Origin of the sequence: Streptoverticillium reticulum (assembly GCF_047456005.1) — a bacterium.
In the GTDB taxonomy this organism is placed as follows: Bacteria; Actinomycetota; Actinomycetes; order Streptomycetales; family Streptomycetaceae; genus Streptomyces; species Streptomyces reticulum.
Genome location: NZ_CP179755.1, coordinates 7,129,943 through 7,152,150 on the forward strand (window position 1 = coordinate 7,129,943; position 22,208 = coordinate 7,152,150).

Consider the following 22,208-nt stretch of genomic DNA (forward strand, 5'->3'; position numbering starts at 1 on the left):
ACTCCTCCCACCGCCCTCATACTTCCCGCAGGAGAGCAACACCATGGCTGAAGTCCTCGTCTACGTCGACCACGTGGACGGCGCCGTCCGCAAGCCCACCCTCGAACTGCTCACCCTCGCCCGCCGCATCGGCGAGCCCGTCGCCGTGGCCCTCGGTGCCGGCGCGGACGCCACCGCCGCGACGCTGGCCGAGTACGGCGCGGTCAAGGTCCTCACCGCCGACGCGCCCGAGTTCGCCGACTACCTGGTCGTCCCGAAGGTGGACGCGCTCCAGGCCGCGTTCGAGGCCGTCTCCCCGGCCGCCGTGCTCGTCCCGTCCTCCGCCGAGGGCAAGGAGATCGCGGCCCGCCTCGCCGTCCGCACCGGCTCCGGCATCATCACCGACGCCGTCGACCTGGAGGCCGGCGCCGAGGGTCCGGTGGCCACGCAGTCCGTCTTCGCGGCCTCGTACTCCACCAAGTCCCGCGTCACCAAGGGCACCCCGGTCATCACCGTCAAGCCCAACTCCGCCGCCCCGGAGGCCGCCCCGGCCGCCGGCACGGTCGAGCCGCTGGCCGTGGCCTTCGGCGAGAAGTCCACCGGCACCAAGGTCGTCTCCCGCACCCCGCGCGAGTCCACCGGCCGCCCCGAGCTGACCGAGGCCGCGATCGTGGTCTCCGGCGGCCGCGGCGTCAACGGCGCCGAGAACTTCCCGCTCATCGAGGCCCTGGCCGACTCGCTCGGTGCGGCCGTCGGCGCCTCGCGCGCCGCGGTGGACGCCGGCTGGTACCCGCACACCAACCAGGTCGGCCAGACCGGCAAGTCGGTCTCGCCGCAGCTGTACATCGCGGCGGGCATCTCCGGTGCGATCCAGCACCGGGCCGGCATGCAGACCTCGAAGACGATCGTCGCCATCAACAAGGACGCCGAGGCCCCGATCTTCGAGCTGGTCGACTACGGCATCGTCGGCGACCTCTTCGAGGTCGTCCCGCAGCTGACGGAGGAGATCAAGGTCCGCAAGGGCTGATCGCTTCAGGTTGACATCGGGCCCCGCTCCGGCCGAAGAGCCGGAGCGGGGCCTTTATTTGTCACTTTATTTATCAACTGCGGCGCGTCAGGCGAGCGCGCCCTCGACCAGCCCCAGCGAACCGGGCCCGTCCGTCACCCCGATCAGCCGCAGGCCCGCGCGCTCGAAGAGCCGGCGGAAGTCCTCGCGGGTGCGGTGCTGCGCCCCGGGCTCGCAGATGACCATCATCTCGAGGTCGATGAGCTTGGACAGCGACGGCTGCCGCGGGTCGTCGGGGATCAGGTACTCGGCGAACAGCACCCGGCTGTCCTCGGACCGCAGCTGCGCACGGCAGTTGGAGAGGATACGGACCACGTCCGTGTCGTCCCAGTTGTGAATGACCTGGGAGAAGAGATAGGCGTCGCCACCGGCCGGTACGGAGTCGAGGAAGCTGCCGCCGACGAGCTCGCAGCGGTCGAGCACGCCGGCCTCCACCAGGGGCTGCCCGGCACGTTCGACAACGTGCGGCAGGTCGTACAGCACCCCGCGCACCCGGGGGTTCGCCGACAGAATGGCCGCGAGCAGGGCACCGCGCCCACCGCCGCAGTCGACGACCGTGCCGAAGCGGCCGAAGTCGTAGCGCTGCACGATCGGGGCGGTGAGCCGGGTCGCGATGGAGGTCATCTCGACATCGAGCGACTCGGCGTCGTCGGGGTGTTCACTGAGGTACTCGAACCCGCTCTTGCCGAAGGCGAGGTCGAAGCCGGAGCGTCCGGTGCGCAGCACCTCCAGCAACTGCCCCCAGGCGGCGCGGTGGTAGGGCCGGGCGAACTTGTGCGCCCAGCCGCGCATGGAGCCGTGGATGTCCTCGCGCAGCAGCTCGCCGACGGGCGTGAGGGCGAAGCAGCGGTCCGGCAGCTCCTCGAAGACCTGCGCGTCCGCGAGCGCGCGCAGCAGCCGGTAGAGGTTGGTCTCGTCCACGCCGACCGCCTTGGCGATCTCGCCCACCGGCCGCGGCCCGGCGGCCATTTCGTCGGCGACCCCGAGCGTCGCCGCCGCGCTGAGCGCCTGGGCGATCCAGGCACCACTGGTGAGCTGCATCATCCGTGCCACCGGATCGGCCACGGCGCCCGGCAGGGCGGCGGCGTCGGTGGGGTGAAGCGGCTCCGTACCGTGTTCGTGCTGATTCATGGCGTGATCATGCCACCAGGTGATCGGACACGGTAGGCGCGATACGGCTGTTGGCCGGAGTCGGCCGGGCGTTGTCGATTTCCGATCTTTGCGGGGCGTGGGGGTGGGGTGAGGTGGTAGAGGGGGCGTTGTCGGACCCCTGTGGCAGTCTCGCCGTATGCTTTCCGAAAGCCGTGTCGACTTCGTCGGGATGACCGATACCAGCACCGTCACCCCCGAACTCCGGGACGAGTTGACCGCCTGCTGGGTGGCCGTCACGAATGCCGGCGGCGCCGCCGGGTTCCCGTTCCCGCCGGTCGATGTCGCAGAGGTCGCACCGGTGGTGGACAAACTCATAGGCCGCCTCGACCCGGAGCGGACCCGGCTCGTGACGGCGCGGGTGGGCGGCGCACTTGCCGGATGGGTGGCGCTCAACCGCGACCCGTACCGGCTGGTCGGCCATTGGGCGACGATCAACCACCTCCAGACCCACCCCGCCTTCCGGGGACGGGGCATCGGCTCGGCGCTGGTGGCCGAGGTGCGCCGAATCGCCCGCGATGAACTGGAACTTGAGCAACTGCACCTCGCGGCCCGGGGAGGCGAGGGGCTGGAGGGCTTCTACGAACGCCTGGGCTGGCGGGAAGTCGGCCGCTGGCCGGGGGCGTTGCGGCTGGTGGAGGGGGACACGCGGGACGAGGTGCTGATGCTGCTGGCGCCGTTGTAGCCCCCGGCCGGCGGTGCGTGCCCGGAACCAGGCGTGTGGTTCCGGCGGATCCCGGGCAAGGGCCTCGGCATGCGAAGACGAGGCGGCACGAAGACGGGACCGACGAGGGCCGTGGACGGGCGCGCATGCGGCTTCGGCGACGGTCCTGCGGCGGCCGGGTGCGGAACGCCGGGCCCGGGGCCGTGCGAGGAGTGCAGCGCCGAGTGCGGGGGCTTCCCCGACTGCCCTGCACCTGCCTTGGTGGCGGCTGGTGTGTCGTCCGGGCAGGGGCGTTTGTCGCCGGTCAGCCACCGGCGAGGATGCGCCGTATGGAAGGCCGAGGGGCCGGACGGGGCGTTCGCCGTCAAGTACGGATACGGGGCAGGAGCGGACGCCGTCACCAGGGAGGCGGCGGCCCTGGCCGCACTGCCCGGGTACGCGATCGTCGCCGCGGGCCGCCGGCCCGGGGGCGCCTGGTGCGTAGCGCCTTGGTACGAGGGTGTGCCGTGCTGGAGCCCGTTGGCCCCGTTGCGAGCACGACAGCAGAAGACCCTACCGGCCGAGGCCGTGGCACTGTGCCAGGAGACGGCGCGGCTGCACGAATTGGGCTGGATCCACGGCGACATCCAACCGGCCCACGTCATCCACACCCGCCTCGGCACCCGCCTGATCGACTTCGGCTGGGCACGCCGAGCTGTCCGCACTCCCGACCGGCCCGCCTACCGGGGAGGTATCAGCCACCTGACGGCCCCGGAGACCGCCCGCGCGATCGCCCAGGGCCGACAGCCGGCGGCCAGCACATGCAGTACCGACGTCTTCGCGTTGGCAGGAACCCTGTGGGCCTGCCTCGCCGGCCGCTGGCCGGTCGACTACAGGGCGTCCGGGCTGCCCCCGCACCACACCCCGGAACAACGCCGCGCCGTGCTGGCGACCCGGAGCTTCCGCCTGACGGGACCGCTGCCGCACACAGCCCTGCAGGATCTCCTCCGCACGGCGCTCCTGTCCGCCCCGGCCGACAGGCCGTCGGCGGCGGAGCTTGCGGGGCAGTTGGGGCGTTTATGACGGCTGTTGCGATACCCGCCGGAAGATCACTACCAGGGCTGTGCATACTTGCGTTCGACATTTTGGTCTTTGCGTAAGGAACCATTCGTGCACGTTCGCCCCCGTCGCGTCGTCTTTGCGACTCTGGCTGCCTCGTCGCTCCTGCTGCTGTCCGCCTGCGACGGGGGTTCAGCCTCCGCCGACAAGAAGGACAACAAGGGCGCACCGTCGGCCCCGTCCGTGCCGGCCTCCCTCTCCGCCGAACAGGCGGAACAGGCCCTCGTCGCACCGGGGGACCTGCCGGCCGGGTGGAAGCTGGAGGCGAACACGGGCCTGGACAAGTCGCAGGGAGCGGACGACGACATGGTGACGGGCGCCAAGCCGCTGTGCGCGCCGGTCACCGCCGTCCTCAACAGTGGACGGCTGGAGGCGGACTACAAGGCCAACGCCCAGGAGGTCTTCACCAAGAAGGGCGACCGGACCACCGTGGCACAGGACGTCAGCGGCTACCCGCGCGCCCAGGCGGAGCGGGCCATGACGGGGCTGCGCACGGCCGTCGAGCAGTGCGGAACCTTCACCGGAAAGCAGGCCGGCAAGAAGGCCACGGTGACGGTGAAGAAGACTGCCGAGCAGCCGAAGTACGGCGACGATTCCCTCCGTTACACCGTCAAGGTCGTCCAGGGCGACCTGCAGATGGACTTCGACATGGGCACGGTCCGCAGCCACGGCGCGATCACGACGGTGCTGAACAACTACCCGGACCACGGCGACCGCGGCATGGAGGCGTTCACCAAGGCCCTGTCCAAGGCGGCCGAGAAGCTGGGCGCTGCGGCGGCGAAGACGGCTTGATCGGGCGCCACGCGGAACGCTGCACTCCGGTGTCAGAAACCCTCATCCCTGCGGTCCTGGAATCGAGGTTTGTGTCACCGGAGGAGGACCTTCCGGGTGAGACGCGGAAAGCACGCTGACAACGGCCGCGGTGTTCGACAGGTCCGCCAGGACGAAGTGCGCGCCGGCCTGTGCCAGTTCGGTCGCGCTGCTGCGCCCTGTGGCCACTGCGATAACCTTCACGCGGTTCGCGATGCCCGCCGCCACTCCTGCGGGGGCGTCGTCGACGAGGACGGCGTTTGCGGGGCCAATGCCTGAGCGCCGGAGTGCGATCCTCACCAACTCGGCTCGTTCGTCGGCGTCTTCGCCGTAGGCGCCCAGCTCCCACTGGATGTGCCGGTCGAGCCCGAACGCGCCGAGCTTGGTCTCCGCGACCGGTCTTACGTTGCCCGTCACCACGGTCTGCGCCACACCCGGCACCGTGGCCATGGCGTCCAGGGCTGCTGCCGCGCCGGGCAAGGCGTGGCCGCGTTCCCGTAGTTCGGCTGCGTGCTGCATGTGGCCTCGGCCAGCGCTTGCGCGAAACGCTCGAAGTCACGCCGACCGGTCTCCAGGCCGTGCAGTTTCGCCGTCTCCCGGAAGATCACCGGCTCGGTGATGCCGTCGATCCGTGCCTGCTGCTCCATCCGCAGCCCTGTCACCTGTTCGAAGGCGATCCCTGACAGCTTTCGGCCGACTCCGCGCGTGTCGATCAGCGTGTGGTCGATGTCCCAGAGGACGACCCGGCGCAGTCCCATGCGACTCCCTCCGCCAGCGGAACCCCAGGCTGTCACGCGAAAGGGCTTCGCCTGCGCGCCTGTGCGGCATCACCGAGGACCACCTCTTGCAGATCGAACGGGGCCGGAGAACGCCCACCCTTGATGTCTTGGTCTCCCTCGCCCGCGAAATCGACGTTCCCGTAGCCGCCCTGCTCGACCATCATGTGCTGGCTGGACAGGTTTCTCAGGACATGTGGTCGTTCTCGCCGAGGGCTGAGCGAAGCCAGTCCAGCGGTTCGGAAGCGAGCAGTGCGTCTGCCAGAGCAATGCCCGACTTGGTGACGAGCCGGGTTCGACTGTTGTCGATCCAGCGTTGAGCGTTGGCGTAGCCCTGGGCTCGGTATTCGATGCCCTGGAGCAGGCACTCCAGCTTGTCGGCATCGCGGGCGCAGACGGCCTCGGGCGTGTCTTTGTCCTCGTATTCGGCAATGACTGCACGGATGGCTTCCGCGAGAGCTTCTGGCATGCCCGCGACCTGGTCGGCGGTGACGTTGCGCGGGTCCACGGCATCCGCGTACTTCTTGCCCAGGTGATTGACGTCGCCAGTGCGGCTCTCCTGGCTGTCGTGCCAGACAGCCAGGAGAGCGGCCCGAGCAGGATCGGCACCTTCGAGCTTGGCGATGACGGAGGCGATCAGCGAGGTCCGCCAGGAATGCTCGGCGACGCTCTCCGGGTCGCGGACACCGGCCATCCACCAGCCGGTGCGGCGCGATTGCTTGAGCGTGCCGGCTTCGAACAGGAAATGTGCCACCGCGGTGAGGTTGTCGGCCATCCCGTAACCCTCCCATGCTGGGGTGGTCACGCCTCGGCGAGGCGGACCGCGTATCGGATCCCTTCGAGCTCCCGGCGTGAGCGTGCCGAGTTCTGGGCTCCATCCAACAGGATCTCCAGACGGTCGCGCAGGACCCCGGCTCCGACCGTTCCGTCATGCAGCAGCCTGGGCCGTGCAGCGAGCAGGGCCCAGAGGGTGTGGACGTACAGGTCCAAGTAGCCGTAGCCAGGGGTGAGTCGGCCGATCAGGTGGTGGAGGAGCCGGTGCCCGGCCCAGGGACCGGGCTTGCCGAGAGCGATGAAGTCGTCGGTGAGTTCGGTGGTGGTGGACTCGCCGACCCAGTAGGCCCAGTAGTTGAGGTTGGCGGCTTCACCTGCGTCGTTGTCAATGAGCTTGTGTTCGATGAAGTGGTGAATGCGGTCACGGTCTTTGTGACGACAGGCAACCGTGGCAACCGACCGTGCATTCAGCCATTCCTGAAGCCAGCCATCAGGGCGCTCCCGGTGCTGCTGATGGGCCAGCCAATCGATCGTGTCGGGTTGGGAGTCGTAGCCGCTCAGGTAGAGGGCCTGGCGCCTGAGGAGGAAACTGTCGGACCCACGGGCTTCCTCGGCTGTGCGGCGCATCCGGTCGTAGAAGCAACGCCGTTCATCAGCAGTGAGTTCGGGTCTGCTCGGTGCCGGCCCGCGGCGCGGACGGGGCGGCTGGGGCACGCGCTTCACCAATGCCGGAGCGTGACCGCTCAGCGGCCAGGTGAGGAACTCGACAAGGTCATGCTGCATCACCCAGGCCCCCAACGGACTGCTGGAGGCTGCGGTCCTGCCGTCCAGCACACCCGTCAGGAGAACGTCCGCTTCCATGGCCCGGTCGAGCGCAGCCAGCAGGGACGAATCGGCTCCCATGCGGAGCAGCCTGTGACGGTGAGCGAGCGCGTGCCCGACCGGGATCGCTGTCAACGGCCGACGGCCGGTCTCCCATCCGGCCACTGTGTCGTGCGAGACCCCGAACCGTTCCGCGAAGACATCACGAGTCAGGTGGAGGTGCTCACGGACCAGGCGGAACACGAAGCCCGAAATCACCCCGCCGCGTGACCGCGCAGCGTAACCCTGACTGCCAGTGAGGGTTTCACGATGCCCGGCTGCCATACCAGCGTCCTCAAATCCCTGGGCCTGCCGACTACCCGTACGGACAGTCACTGCAGGCGAGCACCGCCACTCCGTACGGTCGTACCGAGTGATATCAGCCAACGACTCAACGTAGTTGAGAGGTGTGTCGTGCAGGTCAGGAACGCGGAACTTCAGCCGGGCGGCGGTCGGGGAGCGGAGGAGATGACGACGTCGTCGGCTACCTATCCGACGTTGCCCGTCGACCCACGTCTCTGTCAGGGAGCAGCCCTCTGGCTCGTCTCCCGGGAGCTGCGTCCGAGTGACGCACGGGAATCGTGGACGAGGGGAGTGACCGCCATGCTTCAGGTCGGTATGCACTTCGATGTCGTCCAACTGCCCTCCGGCATCGTGGAGAACGGCATCTGCGGCATCAAGGACCAGGCCGCCATTGCAGACCACTTCCGCGCAGTGGGCATCACCAGCGCCGTGATCGTCTCGCGGACGCAGACCCGGTACTGCCTGCTCGTCCCCCCGAACACCGCCCGGGATTGGGCGGAGGCCGGTACGCAGTGCATCGGCAGCGAGCACCCCACCAACTACCTCGGGGTACCAGCCCCCGCGCACCGTGAGCCGCCCGGGGCCCACTGGCTCCTGCCGGCGCCGGAGGACAGCCATATGCTCTGCGATCCGGCGAACGTCCGCCTGCTCATCAGCAAGGCCGGGAGGCGGCAGGGGCAGGCTCGGTGAGCGAGCACTGCGCGTGGTGCAAGAAGCCGACGACTGAGGCCACGGCGGTCGACATCGTCGAGGGCGACCACGTGGCAAGAAAGATCTACGCCTGCCCCGACTGCATGACGAGGCACCGGCTCATGCGGCTTCACAGCCGTGCGGCGGCCGCACCCCGTGCCCTCCGATGCTCCTAGGGCGTTACCGTCAACTCCTGCCGTGCAACGCCAGCGAGGCCCTGCCAGACATCTCTGACAGGGCCTCGCCGCTCGGTTCATCCAATGACTGCTGCTGCCCAGACAGCGACTTCGTCGGCCGACATGCGCAGCTCCTGACCACCGCTGTCAACGAACCACTGCCCGTCCCACTGCACTGTCCATTTCTCATTGCGGTGGTTCCACAGATCGAGATAGGCGTCTCGGACACCCTCAAGGAGGCGCAGCTCGTGCAGCAGGTAATCCGGCGAGACGAATACTGGCAGTTCGCCGATCGTCCCTGCCCCGGTTCGCGGGTTGTCGAAGCGCACCAGGACATACGGGCTGGGCTTGCGGTTCAGGTCTGAAGCCTTGAGCATGCGGCTGAATCGCTCGGCAGCTTGATCCGTTGATTCGGCACCGGAGATTTCGGAGGAGTATCCCGGAAACACCCCGAAAGTAACACTGTTGAGATCCGGGTCTCTTGGAAACAGCCGATGAGCCTCCGGCCTGATGCGGCCGATGATATCGAATTCGCGTCCAGGCCAGGTGAAGCCTGACAGGGCGATCAGTGGCGCTGATCGCCCAATCACCTCAGCCTCCCTATCACGTACGAACTCAAGGACGGCGCGGCACAGTTCCGCATCATGCGAATCTTTTGTGTTCAATCTGAACACGTGCTGGCGGTCCGAACTCAGGGCCGCCAACAGCATGAACCCGGGGGCAGGGGACCACTCCCAGGCGCCCGAAATGCCCGAGAGTGGCTCTGCGTTGGGAAGCGCAGACAATTTCGCGGCAATGTCCATCATCAAGCTTCCCTTGCTTTCAACTAGCGACTGTAATTTGGCCCGGTGTCCTGGCGGTACCGAAGGCCACTGCTGGCACCGTGGGACGAATTGGCTGATCTGGTCATCGCGGTCATGCCATCCGTTTCACTGAAGAAGTCATTACGCACAGACCGCGGTGAATCGTACCCAACCATGTTCCAGTGCTCCACAACCATTGGCGAATGGTCATAGGTGAGCTGACCGAAGGGGATCTCCTCACCTGTCTCGTCGCGCCAGGTGAGCTCGCTGCGAGGGATCCTTTCTCCGTTTGCTCTAGTTGGCCAGCCACCAGCCACCCGACCCTCGTCTGTGAAGTTGGTCACCATGTGCTCATGGGTCTCCGTTCGGTACGAGCTGGGGTACTCCGTATCACGTGAGTGCACAGCAGGGCCATTGGGATTGCTCCCCAGCGTGCCGTTACTGAGCCGCGGCTGGGCTCCGTTCGCGCAGCCACATGTCGGTGAATGTGCCGGGTTGCTGCCGCCACAGTTGTGGACGAGGACAGGAGCGTCGCCCGCGAGCACGTAGTAGGTGTGCAGCCCGTCGACCGTGAGGTCGTACGTGACGACGTCGTCCTGGTGGTACTGGCGGACACCAGTGACCTCGATCGTGCCGTTGTCGGTCTCGAGGAGGTCGCCGGTGTGGAGGTCCTTGGCCTCCACGAACGCGGACTGCGTCTGGTCGTAGAACGGGTGGTGGTAGGTGGTCGTGATCGTCGTGGCCGAAGCAGCGGTCGGGCTCAGAGCCGCAATCGCCGTGGCCGCAGAAGCCAGGCCGAGGACGACCTGCTTCAGGACTCGGGACTTGAGGGACGGCTTGGTTGTCGGGGCGACGGATACGTCCACGAAATCGTGGTCGGTGCGGGTGACGATGACCTTGTCGACCTTGTGTACCTCGGTGGCACCGGGCTTGCCGGGCACCGCGTTCCTGACTTGGTCACCGGCCTTGATCTGCTCGATCGGCTTGGATGAGCCGTCGGCCATAGCTACACGGGTCGAGCCAGTGAAGCTATGCGTCCTGCCGCATCCGGCCCGGCTGGCCAATGCCCCGCCGACCGCCCCGCCGATCGCCCCGTCCGCAGCCCCACTTGCCGCGGCCTTGGCCGCCCCCGACCACGAGCACCCCGCTCCACTACGGGAACAGCTGAGCCCATAATCAGTGGCCCCGACGGAGCCCCCGGACAACCCTCCGATCGACGCACCCTCCAAGGAGTTGGCCACCACCTTCGGCAGCACACTCCCCAGCGCCGACTCCGCGAGCTTGCCGCCCAGGGCGCCACCCAGCGCCCCGCCGATCGCTCCGCCCACGGCGCCCATGGCCGCGGCGCCGGCGAAGGCGCTGACCGAACAGCCGCCGGCCTGGCCGGACATGCACTTGGCGCCCTGGTTCACCGCACCGCCGACCGCGCCGGCCAGCGCACCGCAGCCGGCTGCGCCGACTACCGCTCCGACGCCACCCGTTGCTGCGCCTACAGCGGCCTCGCAGCCGATGAAGACCGCAGTGGAGGCTGCGAAGGAAGCGATGGCGGCTGCATGGTTCTTGAAGTAGGTCGTCGTCGTGCGGACGGCCCTGGCCGTCGCGTGGTAGGCCGTGGTTACGGCGTGGACGGTGTGGTGGTAGACGTGACTGACCGCGCGTGTGGTGGCGTGGTAGACGTGGCTGACCCGATGTCTGATGTAGCGGTAGCTGTCGTGGATTTCCCGATTCAGCTGGGCTATCTCACGGTCCAGGCGGTTCAGCTCCCGCCTCAGGCTCGACATGGTGTCGTCGTATTCGCGCGACATCCAGGAGCTGGCCCGGTGGTACGTGTTGGACGTCCAGCTGGAGACGGAGTCCCAGACGTTGGTGACGGCGTGCCATCCACTCGACATCCACGATGTGAAGTGGTGCCAGCCGCTGGAGGCCGCGTGCTTGAGGCTTCCCCACCAGCCGTGGCCCGACGGGTCGGTGCCCTTCAGCGGGTTGTCCTCGACGTAGGCGAAAGGGTTTGCCGTCGCCGAGTTCGGGACCGGGTCGAAGGACATGGTGTCCCGGTTCATGAACTGGCCGGCGGCCGGGTTGTACCAGCGGGCGGCCATGTTGACCTTGCCGGTGGCGAGGTCCGTCCAGCCGGACTGGTAGCCGAGCCTGCCGACCGGCGTGCCGGTCGTCCCCGCCCCGTTGCCCAGCGGGTCGTACGCCGTGGAGCCGCTCAGCGCCGTACCGGTGGCGGAGAAGTTGCCCACCACGTCGTCGTGCTGGTCGGTGAGGGCGAGGCTGCCCGTACCCGCGGCGGCGCCGGCCATGCCGATGCCGACGAGGCCGCCGTCGGGGGTCCACGTGTAGGTGCTGGAGCCGTCCGAGGCGAGGGTGTTGCCGGTACCGGAGTAGGAGAAGGAGATCTTGCTGCCGTCCGTACCGGTGCCGGTCATCACGCGGCCCAGGGCGTCGGTGACGTAGCTCTGGGTGCCCTGTGTGACCTGCTGGTCGAAGGCGTCCGATGCGAAGGCGGTGGTCGTGGTCCCCGTCGCCTGCTGGGTCAGCGTGCCGCGCGCCGTGTACCGGTAGGTGTTGACGCCGTCACTGGTGAGTTGATCCCGTGCATCGTAGGTGTAGACGTTGGACCCGATGCGGATGCGGTTGCCGGAGTCGTCGTAGCCGTATGCAGTGGTGGTGCTCCCGTTGTTCCACGACGTCAGGCGGTCCGCCCAGTCGTAGGCGTAGGTGTTGTTGGACGAACCGGCCAGGCCGGTCGTTGTCTTGCCGGTCAGGTTTCCGTTGGTGTCATAGCCGTAGCCGATGGATGCGACGGTGGCGCCGAGCGTCGTCTTGAGGCTGTCGCTGACGAGCCGGTGCAGGCTGTCGTAGCCGAAGGTGCGGACGTTGCCGTCCTTGCCCCCGTACTGGACGTTGGCCGGCTGGGAGAGGGAGTTGTAGGTGTAGGTGAGCCGGGTCCCGGTCGCCGGGTCGTTGAGGGTCGACAGACGGTCGGCCTTGTCATAGCCGTAGGTGGTCGTGCCCGCAGCGTCGGTACGCGACGTGGTCAGGCCGTCGCCGTCGTACGCGAAGGAGCTGGATCCCGCCGTCCCGTTGGCTGTGAGCAGCTGGCCGCGGTCGTTGTAGGTGAAGGTGTTGGACGTTGGCGGGATCGTGGTGCCGATGGCACTGGTGGCCGCGGTCAGCATGCGGTTGTCCGCGTCGTAGCTGAAGCTGCGGGTCGCCGTGGGGGCATCGGCTCCGGTGCCGGACTGGCTGGTGACGTTGCCGAGGGCGTCGTAGCCGGAGGTGACGGTGACGCCGCCGGGGGCGGTCTGGGTCACGGCGCGCCCTGCCGCGTCGTAGGACGTGGTGAAGGTGGAGTCGGCCGCGGAGGTGTAGCTGTAGGTGGACGTGGAGACTGCCGGTTCGATGACCGACTCGGGCAGGTTCCACGAGTTGAAGGTGTAGTAGCGCGCGTTGCCGCGGCCGTCGGTGAATCGGGTGCGGTGCCCCGCGGCGTCGTACCCGAACGACGTCGTGATCGAGTGCGCGGCGTCGACGGGCTGGACCTCTCCGGTGACCTGGCCGAGCGCGTCACGTGTGAACGTGGTGGTGTGCTGGTTGGCGTCCGTCGACGACATCAGCTGTCCGGCGGCGCTGTAGGTCGCGGATCGCGTTGCGAGCACGGTCTGCCCGTCGGTGTCCAGCGACTGGGCCTGGACGGGGTTGCCGAGCTGATTGTAGGAGACGGTGTTCCGGGTGCCGTCGGGGAGTTTGACGGCGACCTTGTGACCCTCCAGGTCGTAGGTGGTCTCGGTGGTGTTCCCGGCGCCGTCGGTGACCTGGGTGGTCTCGCCGGCGTGGTTGTAGCCGTAGCTGGTGGTCACACCGTTCTGGGTGGTGGTGGAGGCGAGGAAGGCCCCGCCGGGGTTGGCTGCGGAGGCGGCGTAGGAGTGGGTGGTCGTGGACGTCACCGGGTTGGGGAAGCGGTCGAGGACGCTGGTCGTCAGCTTCCGGCCCATGAAGTCGTACGTGGCCTGGGTCTGTGCGCCGGACGGCGTGGTCACGGACAGCGCCTCGCCGTTGGCGTCGTAGACGGAGCGCGTGACGCCCTTCCTGGCGTCCGTGACCTGGGCGACGTCGCCGAGCTGGTCGTAGACGTACTGGTCGGTGTGCTGCAGCGGATCGGTGACCTGGGTGACGTTCCCGATCCCGTCGTACGTCCACGTCGTGGTGGCCCCGGCGATGGGCGCCGAGGAACCGGGCGGCGTGTAGTTCGGCAAGGTCTGGGATGTCTTGCGGCCCGCGGCGTCGAAGGCGGTCGTGACGGTGTTGCCGTTCGGATCCTGGGTCTCGGCCTGATCGCCGAAGGTGTTGTAGCCGACGGTGTTGGTGGGGTGGACGAGTGCGGGCGGGCCGCCGTTCGTCTCGGTGTTGACCGCGGGCGCGCTGGTCACGGTGAGGTGACCGGCTTCGTCGTGGACGTAGTTGGTGACGTTGTTGTCGGGGTCGGTCATGCTCACGGGCAGCCCGCGCTTGTCGAGCTGCCAGCGGGTGGTGGCCTGGCTGCCCGATGCCGTGGCGCCGCCGGTGCGGTCGGCGGTGTAGAGGTGGGAGACCTCGTCAGCGGTGATCGGACGGGAGTACGTCTGGACGTTCCCGATCGAGCCGTTGACCTGGTTGTAGAGGCCGCCGCCGATGGTGTGCACCGCGCCCAGGGTCAGCGGGCCGGCGGAGTTCCACGGGGTGGAGTTGGTCGCCGTGCCGACCGGCTGGCCGTTGACGTACAGCTTCATCGCGCCGGTACCGGCCTCGTACGTGGCGACGAGGTGCGTCCACGTACCCGCGGCAGCACTGCCGTTCGGCGAGAACACGGCGGGGTAGGCCGTGCCGGAGCCGTCGTTGGTGCTGGTGGCGAAGGACCACGACTTCGTGCTGGCGGTGTAACCGAGGTAGAGGGCCTGGTGGTTGTTCCCGCCCTGGCCGACGAACGTCTGGTCGTTCGCACCTTGGGCGGCGAGCCGGACCCACGCGGACACGGTGTACGACGAGCCGGTGTTGAGCACGGGCCCGTTGGTGGCGATGACACTGGTGGTGCCGTTGAGCGAGGCCGCGCCGTCGCTCCAGGTCACGGCGGTTGCCGCGGCGGTGTTGCCGGTGCCGGACGTGTCGGTGACCGTGCTGCCGGAGCTCTGGTTCAGCGGCCACCAGCCGGTCGGGTGGCCCACGCCGTCCTGCCGTACGGAGCGGCTGGTGACGTTGCCCATCGCGTCGTACGTGGAACTGGTGGCGTGGGTGGTCCCGCTTCCGTCGGTCAGAGTGCTGGTGGCGACCCTGTCGTCCGGCGTGTAGGAGACGGTGGTCGTGCGGTTGACCCCGGCCGGGTCGACCGTGGTGGCCGTGACACGGTCCGCGGCGTCGACGGTCGACTTGGTGACCGTCGCACCGTTGTTGGTGACCTGTTGGATCAGATTGCCTGCGGCGTCATAGGTGTTGGCCTGCTGGACGAAGGTGTTCTTGCCGGTGGGATCGGCACGGGTGACGGAGGCGGTGAGGCCGTTGTCGGTGTAGGTGTACGAGGTGGTGTTGCCCATCGCGTCGGTGATGGACTGCAGCCGCCCCGCCGGGTCGTAGGCCCGTGAGGACTCCACGAGGTCCTTCGCCATGGAGGGGCTGACCGGATCGCCCGTGTACGCCTGCAGGGTCTGAGTGAGCAAGTGCCCGTTGGCGTCGTAGGTGTAGACGATCGTGTTGCCGAGCGGGTCTCGCTCGGTGGCCTTGTTGCCGTACGCGTCGTAGCTGAGCGTGGTGGTCGCATTCGTCGCGTCGGTGTTGGTGGCCAGCTGGTTGTACTGGTTGTACGTGGACTTGACGGCGCGTGATGCGTCTCCGCCGGAGAGGTCGGCGACGGCTTGGGAGGTCACGAGCCCGTCCGCGTCGTAGACCGTGGTGGTCTGCGCCTGGTGGACGGCACCGGTGACCCGGTCGGTGACGGCCGGGTCGGTCTGCTGGACGACCTGCGACTCGGCGTCGTAGCGGTACTGGGTGACCAGGCCGTTCGGGAAGGTGTCGGAGACGGCCTTCTTGGTGAGCGGCCGGCCGAGGTTGTCGTACGTGAAGCTGGTGACCAGGCCGTTGGGGTCGGTGGTGGAGGCGACGTCACCGTTCTTGAAGTAGGTGACGGTCGTCGTGGCACCGCCCGGTGAGACGGTCTTGTACGGCAGCCCCCTCGGGGCGTAGCCGCCGTCGGCGGCCGGGACCGAGGTCCCGTCCGTGTACGTGATGGCGGTGGTGCGCCCGTTGGGGAAGCCCGGCACCGGCGGGGTCGTGACGCCGGTCTTGTTGCCCGCGGCGTCGTAGGAGTACGAGGTCAGGTAGGTGTTGTCGGTCGCGGACGACGAGCGGCCGTCGCGGACGGTGGCCGGCAGGTCGTTCTGCGGGTTGGGACTCAGCTGGGCGCTGGTGTCGTCCGGCAGGTAGCTCGTGTACGTGGTCGAACACGCCTGTCCCGCCTGGTTCTGGCAGGTGGTCCTGCTGACCTCGTTGCCCCGCACGTCGTGGCCGGAGGTCACGACGTTGCCGTTGGGGTCGGTGACGGTGTGCAGGAAGCCGCCGGTGTCGTAGCCGTACGTGGTCCGGTAGCCGCGGCCGTCGGTCTGCGCGACCTCGCGGTTGCCGTTCCACAGGTCGTACTGGTACGTGATCGTCTTCGTGCCGGGGTCGGTGACTTTGACGGTCTTCAGCGGGGAGAGCCCGTTGGAGCTGCGCCCGGCCGACCAGTGGGCTGCCGCGTCCTGGCCTGTGAGCTCGGTGCGGTAGAAGGCGGCCTCGGCGATCGAACCGGAGAAATAGCCGAGGGTGTTGGTGGGATGGGCGGGCCACGTGCCGGTGGACTCACCTGCGCCGATGTAGTTGTAGCCGGCGGCCGACCCGCGCAGCGCGGCGGTGGTGGAGCCCGCCTGCACACCGTCGAGGTACAGGTGCTGTCCCTTGCTGGATCCGCTCAGCAGGACGTGATGCCACTTGCCGTCGTTCACGAGCGCCGAGGACGTCATGCCGCCCGCGACGCCGTTGGTGTCCCAGAACTTGCCGTGCAGCTTGCCGTCGGTGCCGACGTACAGAGCAGGGGTCCAGTCCGAGGAGGCCGGGTCGGGTGCGTTCAGCGGGACGCCCATCTCGCCGTACAGAACTCCGCCTGCGGTGTTGCCGGGCGGGGTCTTGAACCACATCTCGACCGAGTTGGGTCCGGTCTGCACCTGCTGGTTCGTGGGCAGCTGCACGAACGACGACTTGCCGTCGAAGGCTGCGGCGGTGTTGTCGGTGAACGGCCCGTCGGAGCCGAGGGTCACACCGTTGTACGTGGCGGCACCGGAGTTCACCTCGTTGACGGCCTGCCCGGCACCGGCCGCTTCACCGAAGCGGTAGTAGGCGGCGGGGCCGGAGCCGAGGGCGGAGGCACGGTAGATCTGGCTGGAGCCGGAAACCGTGGGGGCGCCCATGGTCCACGACCCGCCGTTGGAGTCGGTCAGCTGCGTGACCGCCGTGGTGACGGGATCGTAGGAGACAGAGGCGTACGTCTTGCCCGAGGGACGGGTGACGGAGGTCAGGAGGCCGGCGGACTTGGTGCCGGCCTGGTAGAGGTCCGAGACGCTGTCCTGGGCGAGGGGCTTGTCGTAGAAGGAGACGTTGGAGAGGGAGCCCTTGAAGTAGGTGGCGTAGAGGGTGGCCGAGTTGGGGTGGGGCTGGTCGGGCCAGCCGGCGCCGAGGTAGCCCGCGCCGAGGTACACGCTGCTGTACAGCCACAGGGCCGTGCCGTCCAGCCCGACCTTGCCCGCGCCGGGCGCGCTGCCGACCAGGCCGCCGTCCAGCCACATCTGCTGCGCGGTCCACGAACCGGTGAGCACCACGTGGTGCCACTTGCCGTCGGCGACCGAGCCTGTCGTGCTGATCGGCGCGGGGTTCTCCGTGCCGTACCAGTACAGGCCTTTGAGCTTGCCGTCATTGCCTATGTAGAGGGCGGGCAGGGCGTCGTCCTTGGCGGTGGAGGACTGCAATGCCTTGTCCGAGGCCGAGAACAGCACACCGGCCGCGGCGGTCGACGTCTTGAACCACAACGAGACCGACTGCGCGGAGCCGGCCCCGAGCCCGAGATTCGGCAGCTTCACGTAGGAGGACGAGCCGTCGAAGTCGGCGGCCGTCGCGCTGCTTCCGGCCAGCGGGCCAGGTCGGCCGAGCGTCACGTTGCTGTAGGTGGCGTTGTCCGCTCCGGCACGGGCGAGCACGGCACTGGCAGCCGTCTTGCCCGAGCTCTCCGTGAGCGGCCAGTAGGAGACCGGACCCTGGTCGAGGGTCTGGTTGTGGTATTGCGAGCCTGCGGTGTAGCCGTACTGGGCGCAGCCGTTGGTGTCGACCGGTGAGCAGACCTTGGCGAGCTGATCACCGTTGTACGCGTACGTCCAGGTCGAGGTGGTGCTCGACTGGCCTGCGACGGCGGCGTCGGTGGCGACGGTCGCGACATGCGGGCCGGTCGCACCCGACGGCGTGTTCCACGTCAGGTGCAGTGCCCGGCCGGACACCGCCGACGTCATGTCCGTGATGTGCCCCGAGGACCAGCTGAAGTTCTCGGCGCGGCCGTTGGCGTCGGTGATGGACGTGATGCCGTACTTGCCGGAGCCGAGGCTCTGGGTGAAGGCGTAGACGGTGGCGTTCTTGTCGGTGAGCGAGTACCCACCGAATATCGACCGGAAGGTGGCGAAGCGCCCTTGTGGGGGCGAGAACGAACCGTCGGTGTTCTTGCCATAGCCGACCGCGGAGCCGTCGGGGTAGGTCACCTGGGCGCTGACGACAGCCCCCGATGCGTCGTACTGCTCGGCCACGCGCGCGTCGAAGACGCTCGACCAACCCGCGCCGAAGGCACCTGCGGTGCGGGGATCGCGGGAGTTGTAGTCGCGCGTGACCGTCAGCGACGGGCCCGGAGCGGAGACGTTGGCGTCGGTGGCGGAGGTGGTGTAGTTGCCGATGGCCGGGCTGTAGCCGTGTCCGTCCGGGTTCTGCGACAGCCCGGAGGTGACGACGGGCTGCGGCACCTGGGTGGTCAGCTGCTGCCAGTTGGGTCCGGCCGAGTAGTTGGTGCCGTCATACGCCTGGACTCCCCAGTAGTAGGACTGGCCCCACTTCAGCTTCCCGGCCGGGACGTTGTAGGAGTTGCCGGTGATGAGCCCCGAGTCCGCGAGCTTCGTGCCCCCGGTGTCGTACACCTGGAAGTCGTACTTCACGGACGTCGTGAGAGCCGTGTCCCACTGGGCCACTGCCGTCAGCTGCGGGGTCAGGGAGTTCACGGCGGCGTTGTTCGCCGGTGTCGTCGAGACGACGAACGGGGGCAGCGCGGTGCCGGTGGTCAGGAAGAGGCCCGGCGCCGCGTCCGGGTTGTAGGCAGCCCCGAACTGCTTCCAGTGCAGGTTGTCCGATGTGGATGCGTAGACGGCCAGCCCGAAGTCACCGGAGGATCCGCCGGCCCAGTTGTTGAACACACCTGTCGACAGCGGCACCTTGAGGTAGTCGCTCTTGGACAGGTCACCGCTCTTGTTGGCACAGCTGACCGGGACGTTCGGCGTCAGGTTGCCGATCGACGAGCCGTACGAGGGCCCCGGATAGCCGGTGATCTGCTGGGGTGACCACGCCTTGGTGACGGGCGCGACGTCGAAGCGCTCGGGCGTGCAGGTGGACGACCAGATCGCGGAGAGGTCGAGCTCGGCGGCGGTGACCGATGCCCTGGAGTTGTCCAACGACTGGGCGAGCGCCGGGAACTGCAGGTAGGAGACCGCCGAGTGGGGACCGGAGTCCCAGGAGCCGACCTTCATGGTCTGCTCCATCGAGTGGTCGCCGGGCTCGCCGGACTCCGCGTACGTGGTGACGGCGCCCCAGTTCATCATCGACGGGTCGACGGTGACCGGGAAGACCCGCTCCCGGGCGTGGAGCCAGGAGGCGTCGAGCGCCATCCGGAGTGAGGTGCGGCCACCGGATTCCACGAGCCGGTAGGTGACCGCGTGCGTGGTGGTGTGCTCGCCCGAGACCCGGTCGGTGCGGGAGTCGTAGGCGTAGCCGGCCGGGATCACGACCGAGGCCTTGCCGTCGGCGTCGAGCAGCTTGACGGAGCCGTCATCGGCCAGCACGGGGTGCAGGCCCTGGGTGTCCAGGGGGAAGGTCCACTCGCTCGCGGCACGAGCGGAGTGGAGGACCAGGGACTCTTTGAGACCGACGGCACCGGACTGGAGCACGAGGTCGGTGTCGGGAAGCACCTGGCGATAGCGAGTGGTCGAGCCGGATACGTCCGGCTGGACGGCGGCCGCGCCCTGCAGGCCGTACGAGAGTGCATGGCGGCTGTCGGGAGTGACCCGGACGAGTGCCGGATCCGCGGCGCGCGGGGCCAGGTCCACGGCGACGGAGTTCGCGCCCTGATGCAGGCGGCCGTCGGACCCCTTGCGCATCGTCGTGTCGATGTGCTGCCAGTTGCCGTCGCTGTCACGGAAGTTGATGGGAGCCGGTGCCAGCCTCTGGGTGTGCGAGCCGTCCGCGTTCTCGAAGTAGTCCGAGGTGGCGGTGGACTTCGACGCGACGCGCTTGCTGGTCCGGGCGTCGAAGCCCTGACCGCCCGCGCTCCGGCCCTTGGCCGCCTTTCGGTGGCTCGGTGCGTAGGGCGGCAGCTCGCCCTTGCCCGGCTCGGGCTTGCTGCCGACGCCGTGCCCGGCACGGGTCGACGAAGCCGAGGCGTCATGTCCCCGGCCCGCTGCGGTTCCTGACGACTGGTGCGGCAGGTGCCCCCAGTGCGGCGCCTTGTTCCCCCTGAGCCAGGAAGCCAGACCCGAGAGGCTGGGCAGGGGCAGGGGATCCAAGGTCGCCCCTGCTGCCGAGGCCTGACCACACGTGAAGGCCATGGCGAAGGTTGCGAGAAGGGTGATGACCACCCCTCGGGCCAGTCGGTGGCGTAGCTGTCTCCACCGCGTGGAACGGCGGTACTGACGGGGGTACATGACGACTCCATCGAAGATCAACACAAACCTGCTGACCTTCGCTCATGAGGAGCGCATCATTCCAGAGTCATGAACATGCCTTTAGGTATCCTTTATCTGTGCTAGATCCAGGCTCACATGCATAAATGACTCGATGTGCGGATAATCAGCGTCAATCGGTCACTTATTCACCGCATCCTCCACTGCCCGCATCACCGCGGACCGGGTGTCCGGGGACTGTTGAATCACCGTCACATTTCCGGCCTCCTTGCCCTCGCCAACCACTACGAATCGGGCTTCAGGTGTTCTTGAGGCGACCTCTTCCGCGGCTGCTCCCTGGGTCCGGCCGACGGTGAGCACGACATCGCAGCGGCGCTGCACAAGGGTGTTCACGTAGGGCACGGTGTTCGCGACGGTGTCCGGGCCGAACACCGGGAGAGACATCACCTTCGTGTGGGTGGCCGAGGAGGCGTCCTCCATGCCGGCCCAGACCGGGGCCGCATTGGCCCCCGCCACTCCCTGACTGCCGGTCAGCAGGCAGGCGCTGTGGTCGGTGTACTGACGTGCCCTCGGTTTCGGGCCCCCGTCTCCGTCACTGCTCAGCACGATGGCCGCAACCAGTCCGCCTGTCAGGACCACTGCCCCGGCGCCCACTGTGATCCATGACTTGCGACGCATCCTGCATCCTCCCTGGTGAAAGCGGGCCTGCTGCCCGCTCCTGAGTCCGCGTGAGCATAGACACAGACCGGGAGAGTTGCCGCAACCGGGGCAGCCGGAAGCGCCCCGCCCGCGGTGCCGTTCAGCAGCCGCCCCGGCCTGCCATGGCCGGGGCGTCCGGCAACTCCACCCCGCTGCTCACCTCCCGCCCCGCCTTCAGCATCAGGTCCAGCAGGAACCGCCGCGACAGCAGGCCGTTGCGCAGTCGCAGCCCCAATGTCGTGCCCGGTGCGAGGAACTTGCCCGTGCGGTCGCCGCCCTTCTGGCAGCCCTGGGCGTAGGTGCGCAGCGCGGACTCGTACCGGCGGAAGGCCGTCCGGTGGTCGCCGTCGGCGCGGGCGAGTTCGGTGGCGAGGACGTAGGCGGCCACCACCGCCGTGCCCGTGCCCATGCCGCCGATGGTCGCGCCGCACGCCGCGTCGCCGACGAGGGCGATCCGGCCCTTGGACCACGTGGGCACGTCCGCCCGGCTGATCGAGTCGAAGTACAGCTCCGGTGCCGCCCGCAGGGAGTCCAGCAGGCGCGGCACCTCCCACCCCAGGCCCGCGAAGGCGTCGGCCACGAGTCGCTTCTGCTGTTCCGGGTCGTGGCGGTCGTACGTCAGCTCGGGGGCGGCGAAGAGGAAGAAGGCCCCCGCCCGGTCCGGGGTGTGGTGGTCGACGCCGACGGAGGCGAGCCGGCCCGGTGCGTTGTGGCCGACCGAACCCTCCGTCAGGCCCAGGTGGTTGGGCAGCTGCCAGGTGGCGGCGTAGTAGCCGAGGTGGCTCACATACGACTGCTCGGGGCCGAAGGCGATGCGGCGGACGTTCGAGTGGAGTCCGTCCGCGCCGATCACCAGGTCGAACTCGCGCGGGGCGCCGTGCCGGAAGTCGGCGCGGACCCCGGTCTCGGTCTCTGTGAGGGCGGTGACCGAGTCGCCGAAGACGTACTCCGTGTGCGGGAGGCTGTGCTCGTACAGCACCCGCGCAAGGTCGCCGCGCAGCACCTCCAGGTCGCCGCCCGCGAACTCGCCGGGAAGGTGGAGCAGTTGGCGGCCGTCGGCGTCGACGAAGCGCATCGGGCTGCCGCCGGTCCGGATCCGGCGCAGGTCCGGGAGGATTCCCATGCGCTCCAGGACCGTCATGTGGGTCTCGCCGCGGAAGTCGACGGCCTGGCCGCCGCCCCGCAGGGCCGGGGCCAGTTCCACGACCGTCGGATCGTAGCCGTAGCGCCCCAGCCAGTAGGCCAGGGCCGGGCCCGCGATGCTCGCGCCGGAGATGAGGACGGTCTTGGCTCGGGGGTTGTTGCTGCTGGTGGTCATGGGGGTCCCCTCCCGTTGGGCGTCGAAAAACTGTGTCCGGCGGACTCAGTAATT

14 protein-coding genes are annotated in these 22,208 nt (G+C 68.5%); 5 read left to right on the plus strand and 9 right to left on the minus strand.

Annotated elements, in window-relative coordinates; translation table 11 throughout:
• Positions 1-43: 43 nt before the first annotated feature.
• Positions 44-1,006 (plus strand): electron transfer flavoprotein subunit alpha/FixB family protein, encoded by a 963-nt coding sequence (locus tag ACMATS_RS32565; protein ID WP_390775944.1) that lies wholly within the window; start codon positions 44-46, stop codon positions 1,004-1,006.
• 87 nt (positions 1,007-1,093) lie between these two features.
• Here ACMATS_RS32565 and ACMATS_RS32570 read toward each other — a convergent pair whose 3' ends face one another.
• On the minus strand, positions 1,094-2,176 hold the full coding sequence (locus ACMATS_RS32570; protein WP_414169916.1) for a methyltransferase: 1,083 nt from the start codon (positions 2,174-2,176) through the stop codon (positions 1,094-1,096).
• A gap of 190 nt (positions 2,177-2,366) precedes the next feature.
• On the opposite strand from ACMATS_RS32570, the gene ACMATS_RS32575 reads away from it, so the two are divergent.
• The 3 genes from ACMATS_RS32575 (at position 2,367) to ACMATS_RS32585 (ending at position 4,748) form a co-directional block, all read left to right on the plus strand.
• A complete protein-coding gene (locus ACMATS_RS32575; protein WP_414169917.1) occupies positions 2,367-2,879 on the plus strand; it encodes an N-acetyltransferase family protein in 513 nt (170 codons plus the stop codon).
• Between the two features lie 273 nt (positions 2,880-3,152).
• Positions 3,153-3,920: a hypothetical protein gene (locus ACMATS_RS32580; RefSeq protein WP_414169918.1), complete on the plus strand. Its 768-nt coding sequence runs from the start codon at positions 3,153-3,155 to the stop codon at positions 3,918-3,920.
• A gap of 87 nt (positions 3,921-4,007) precedes the next feature.
• The gene (locus ACMATS_RS32585) at positions 4,008-4,748 is read left to right on the plus strand and encodes a hypothetical protein (RefSeq protein WP_414169919.1); all 741 of its coding nucleotides are present in this window, start codon (positions 4,008-4,010) and stop codon (positions 4,746-4,748) included.
• Between the two features lie 42 nt (positions 4,749-4,790).
• On the opposite strand, the gene ACMATS_RS32590 is transcribed toward ACMATS_RS32585, so the two are convergent.
• The 4 genes from ACMATS_RS32590 to ACMATS_RS32605 form a co-directional block, all read right to left on the minus strand.
• Entirely contained in the window at positions 4,791-5,285 is a 495-nt protein-coding gene (locus ACMATS_RS32590; protein ID WP_414169921.1) for an HAD family hydrolase, read from the minus strand.
• Positions 5,180-5,524, minus strand: coding sequence for a hypothetical protein (locus tag ACMATS_RS32595; RefSeq protein ID WP_414169923.1), 345 nt, complete (start codon positions 5,522-5,524; stop codon positions 5,180-5,182). Before ACMATS_RS32595 ends, ACMATS_RS32590 begins: the two co-directional genes overlap by 106 nt.
• Positions 5,525-5,729: 205 nt before the next feature.
• The gene (locus ACMATS_RS32600) at positions 5,730-6,317 is read right to left on the minus strand and encodes an HD domain-containing protein (RefSeq protein ID WP_414169924.1); all 588 of its coding nucleotides are present in this window, start codon (positions 6,315-6,317) and stop codon (positions 5,730-5,732) included.
• Positions 6,318-6,343: 26 nt separating this feature from the next.
• Entirely contained in the window at positions 6,344-7,462 is a 1,119-nt protein-coding gene (locus tag ACMATS_RS32605) for a helix-turn-helix domain-containing protein (protein WP_414169925.1), read from the minus strand.
• Positions 7,463-7,780: 318 nt separating this feature from the next.
• Here ACMATS_RS32605 and ACMATS_RS32610 point away from each other — a divergent pair, with 318 nt between their 5' ends.
• A complete protein-coding gene (locus tag ACMATS_RS32610) occupies positions 7,781-8,170 on the plus strand; it encodes a hypothetical protein (RefSeq protein WP_390775936.1) in 390 nt (129 codons plus the stop codon).
• Between the two features lie 253 nt (positions 8,171-8,423).
• On the opposite strand, the gene ACMATS_RS32615 is transcribed toward ACMATS_RS32610, so the two are convergent.
• The 4 genes from ACMATS_RS32615 to ACMATS_RS32630 form a co-directional block, all read right to left on the minus strand.
• A complete protein-coding gene (locus ACMATS_RS32615) occupies positions 8,424-9,152 on the minus strand; it encodes a hypothetical protein (protein ID WP_390775935.1) in 729 nt (242 codons plus the stop codon).
• A gap of 20 nt (positions 9,153-9,172) precedes the next feature.
• A complete protein-coding gene (locus ACMATS_RS32620; RefSeq protein WP_414169926.1) occupies positions 9,173-20,020 on the minus strand; it encodes a LamG-like jellyroll fold domain-containing protein in 10,848 nt (3,615 codons plus the stop codon).
• Positions 20,021-20,317: 297 nt separating this feature from the next.
• Positions 20,318-20,815 carry a BMP family ABC transporter substrate-binding protein gene (locus ACMATS_RS32625; RefSeq protein ID WP_390775933.1) on the minus strand — a complete coding sequence of 166 codons (498 nt, stop codon included), beginning with the start codon at positions 20,813-20,815 and terminating at the stop codon, positions 20,318-20,320.
• 121 nt (positions 20,816-20,936) lie between these two features.
• Entirely contained in the window at positions 20,937-22,154 is a 1,218-nt protein-coding gene (locus tag ACMATS_RS32630; RefSeq protein WP_414169927.1) for an FAD-dependent monooxygenase, read from the minus strand.
• Between the last annotated feature and the right edge of the window lie 54 nt (positions 22,155-22,208).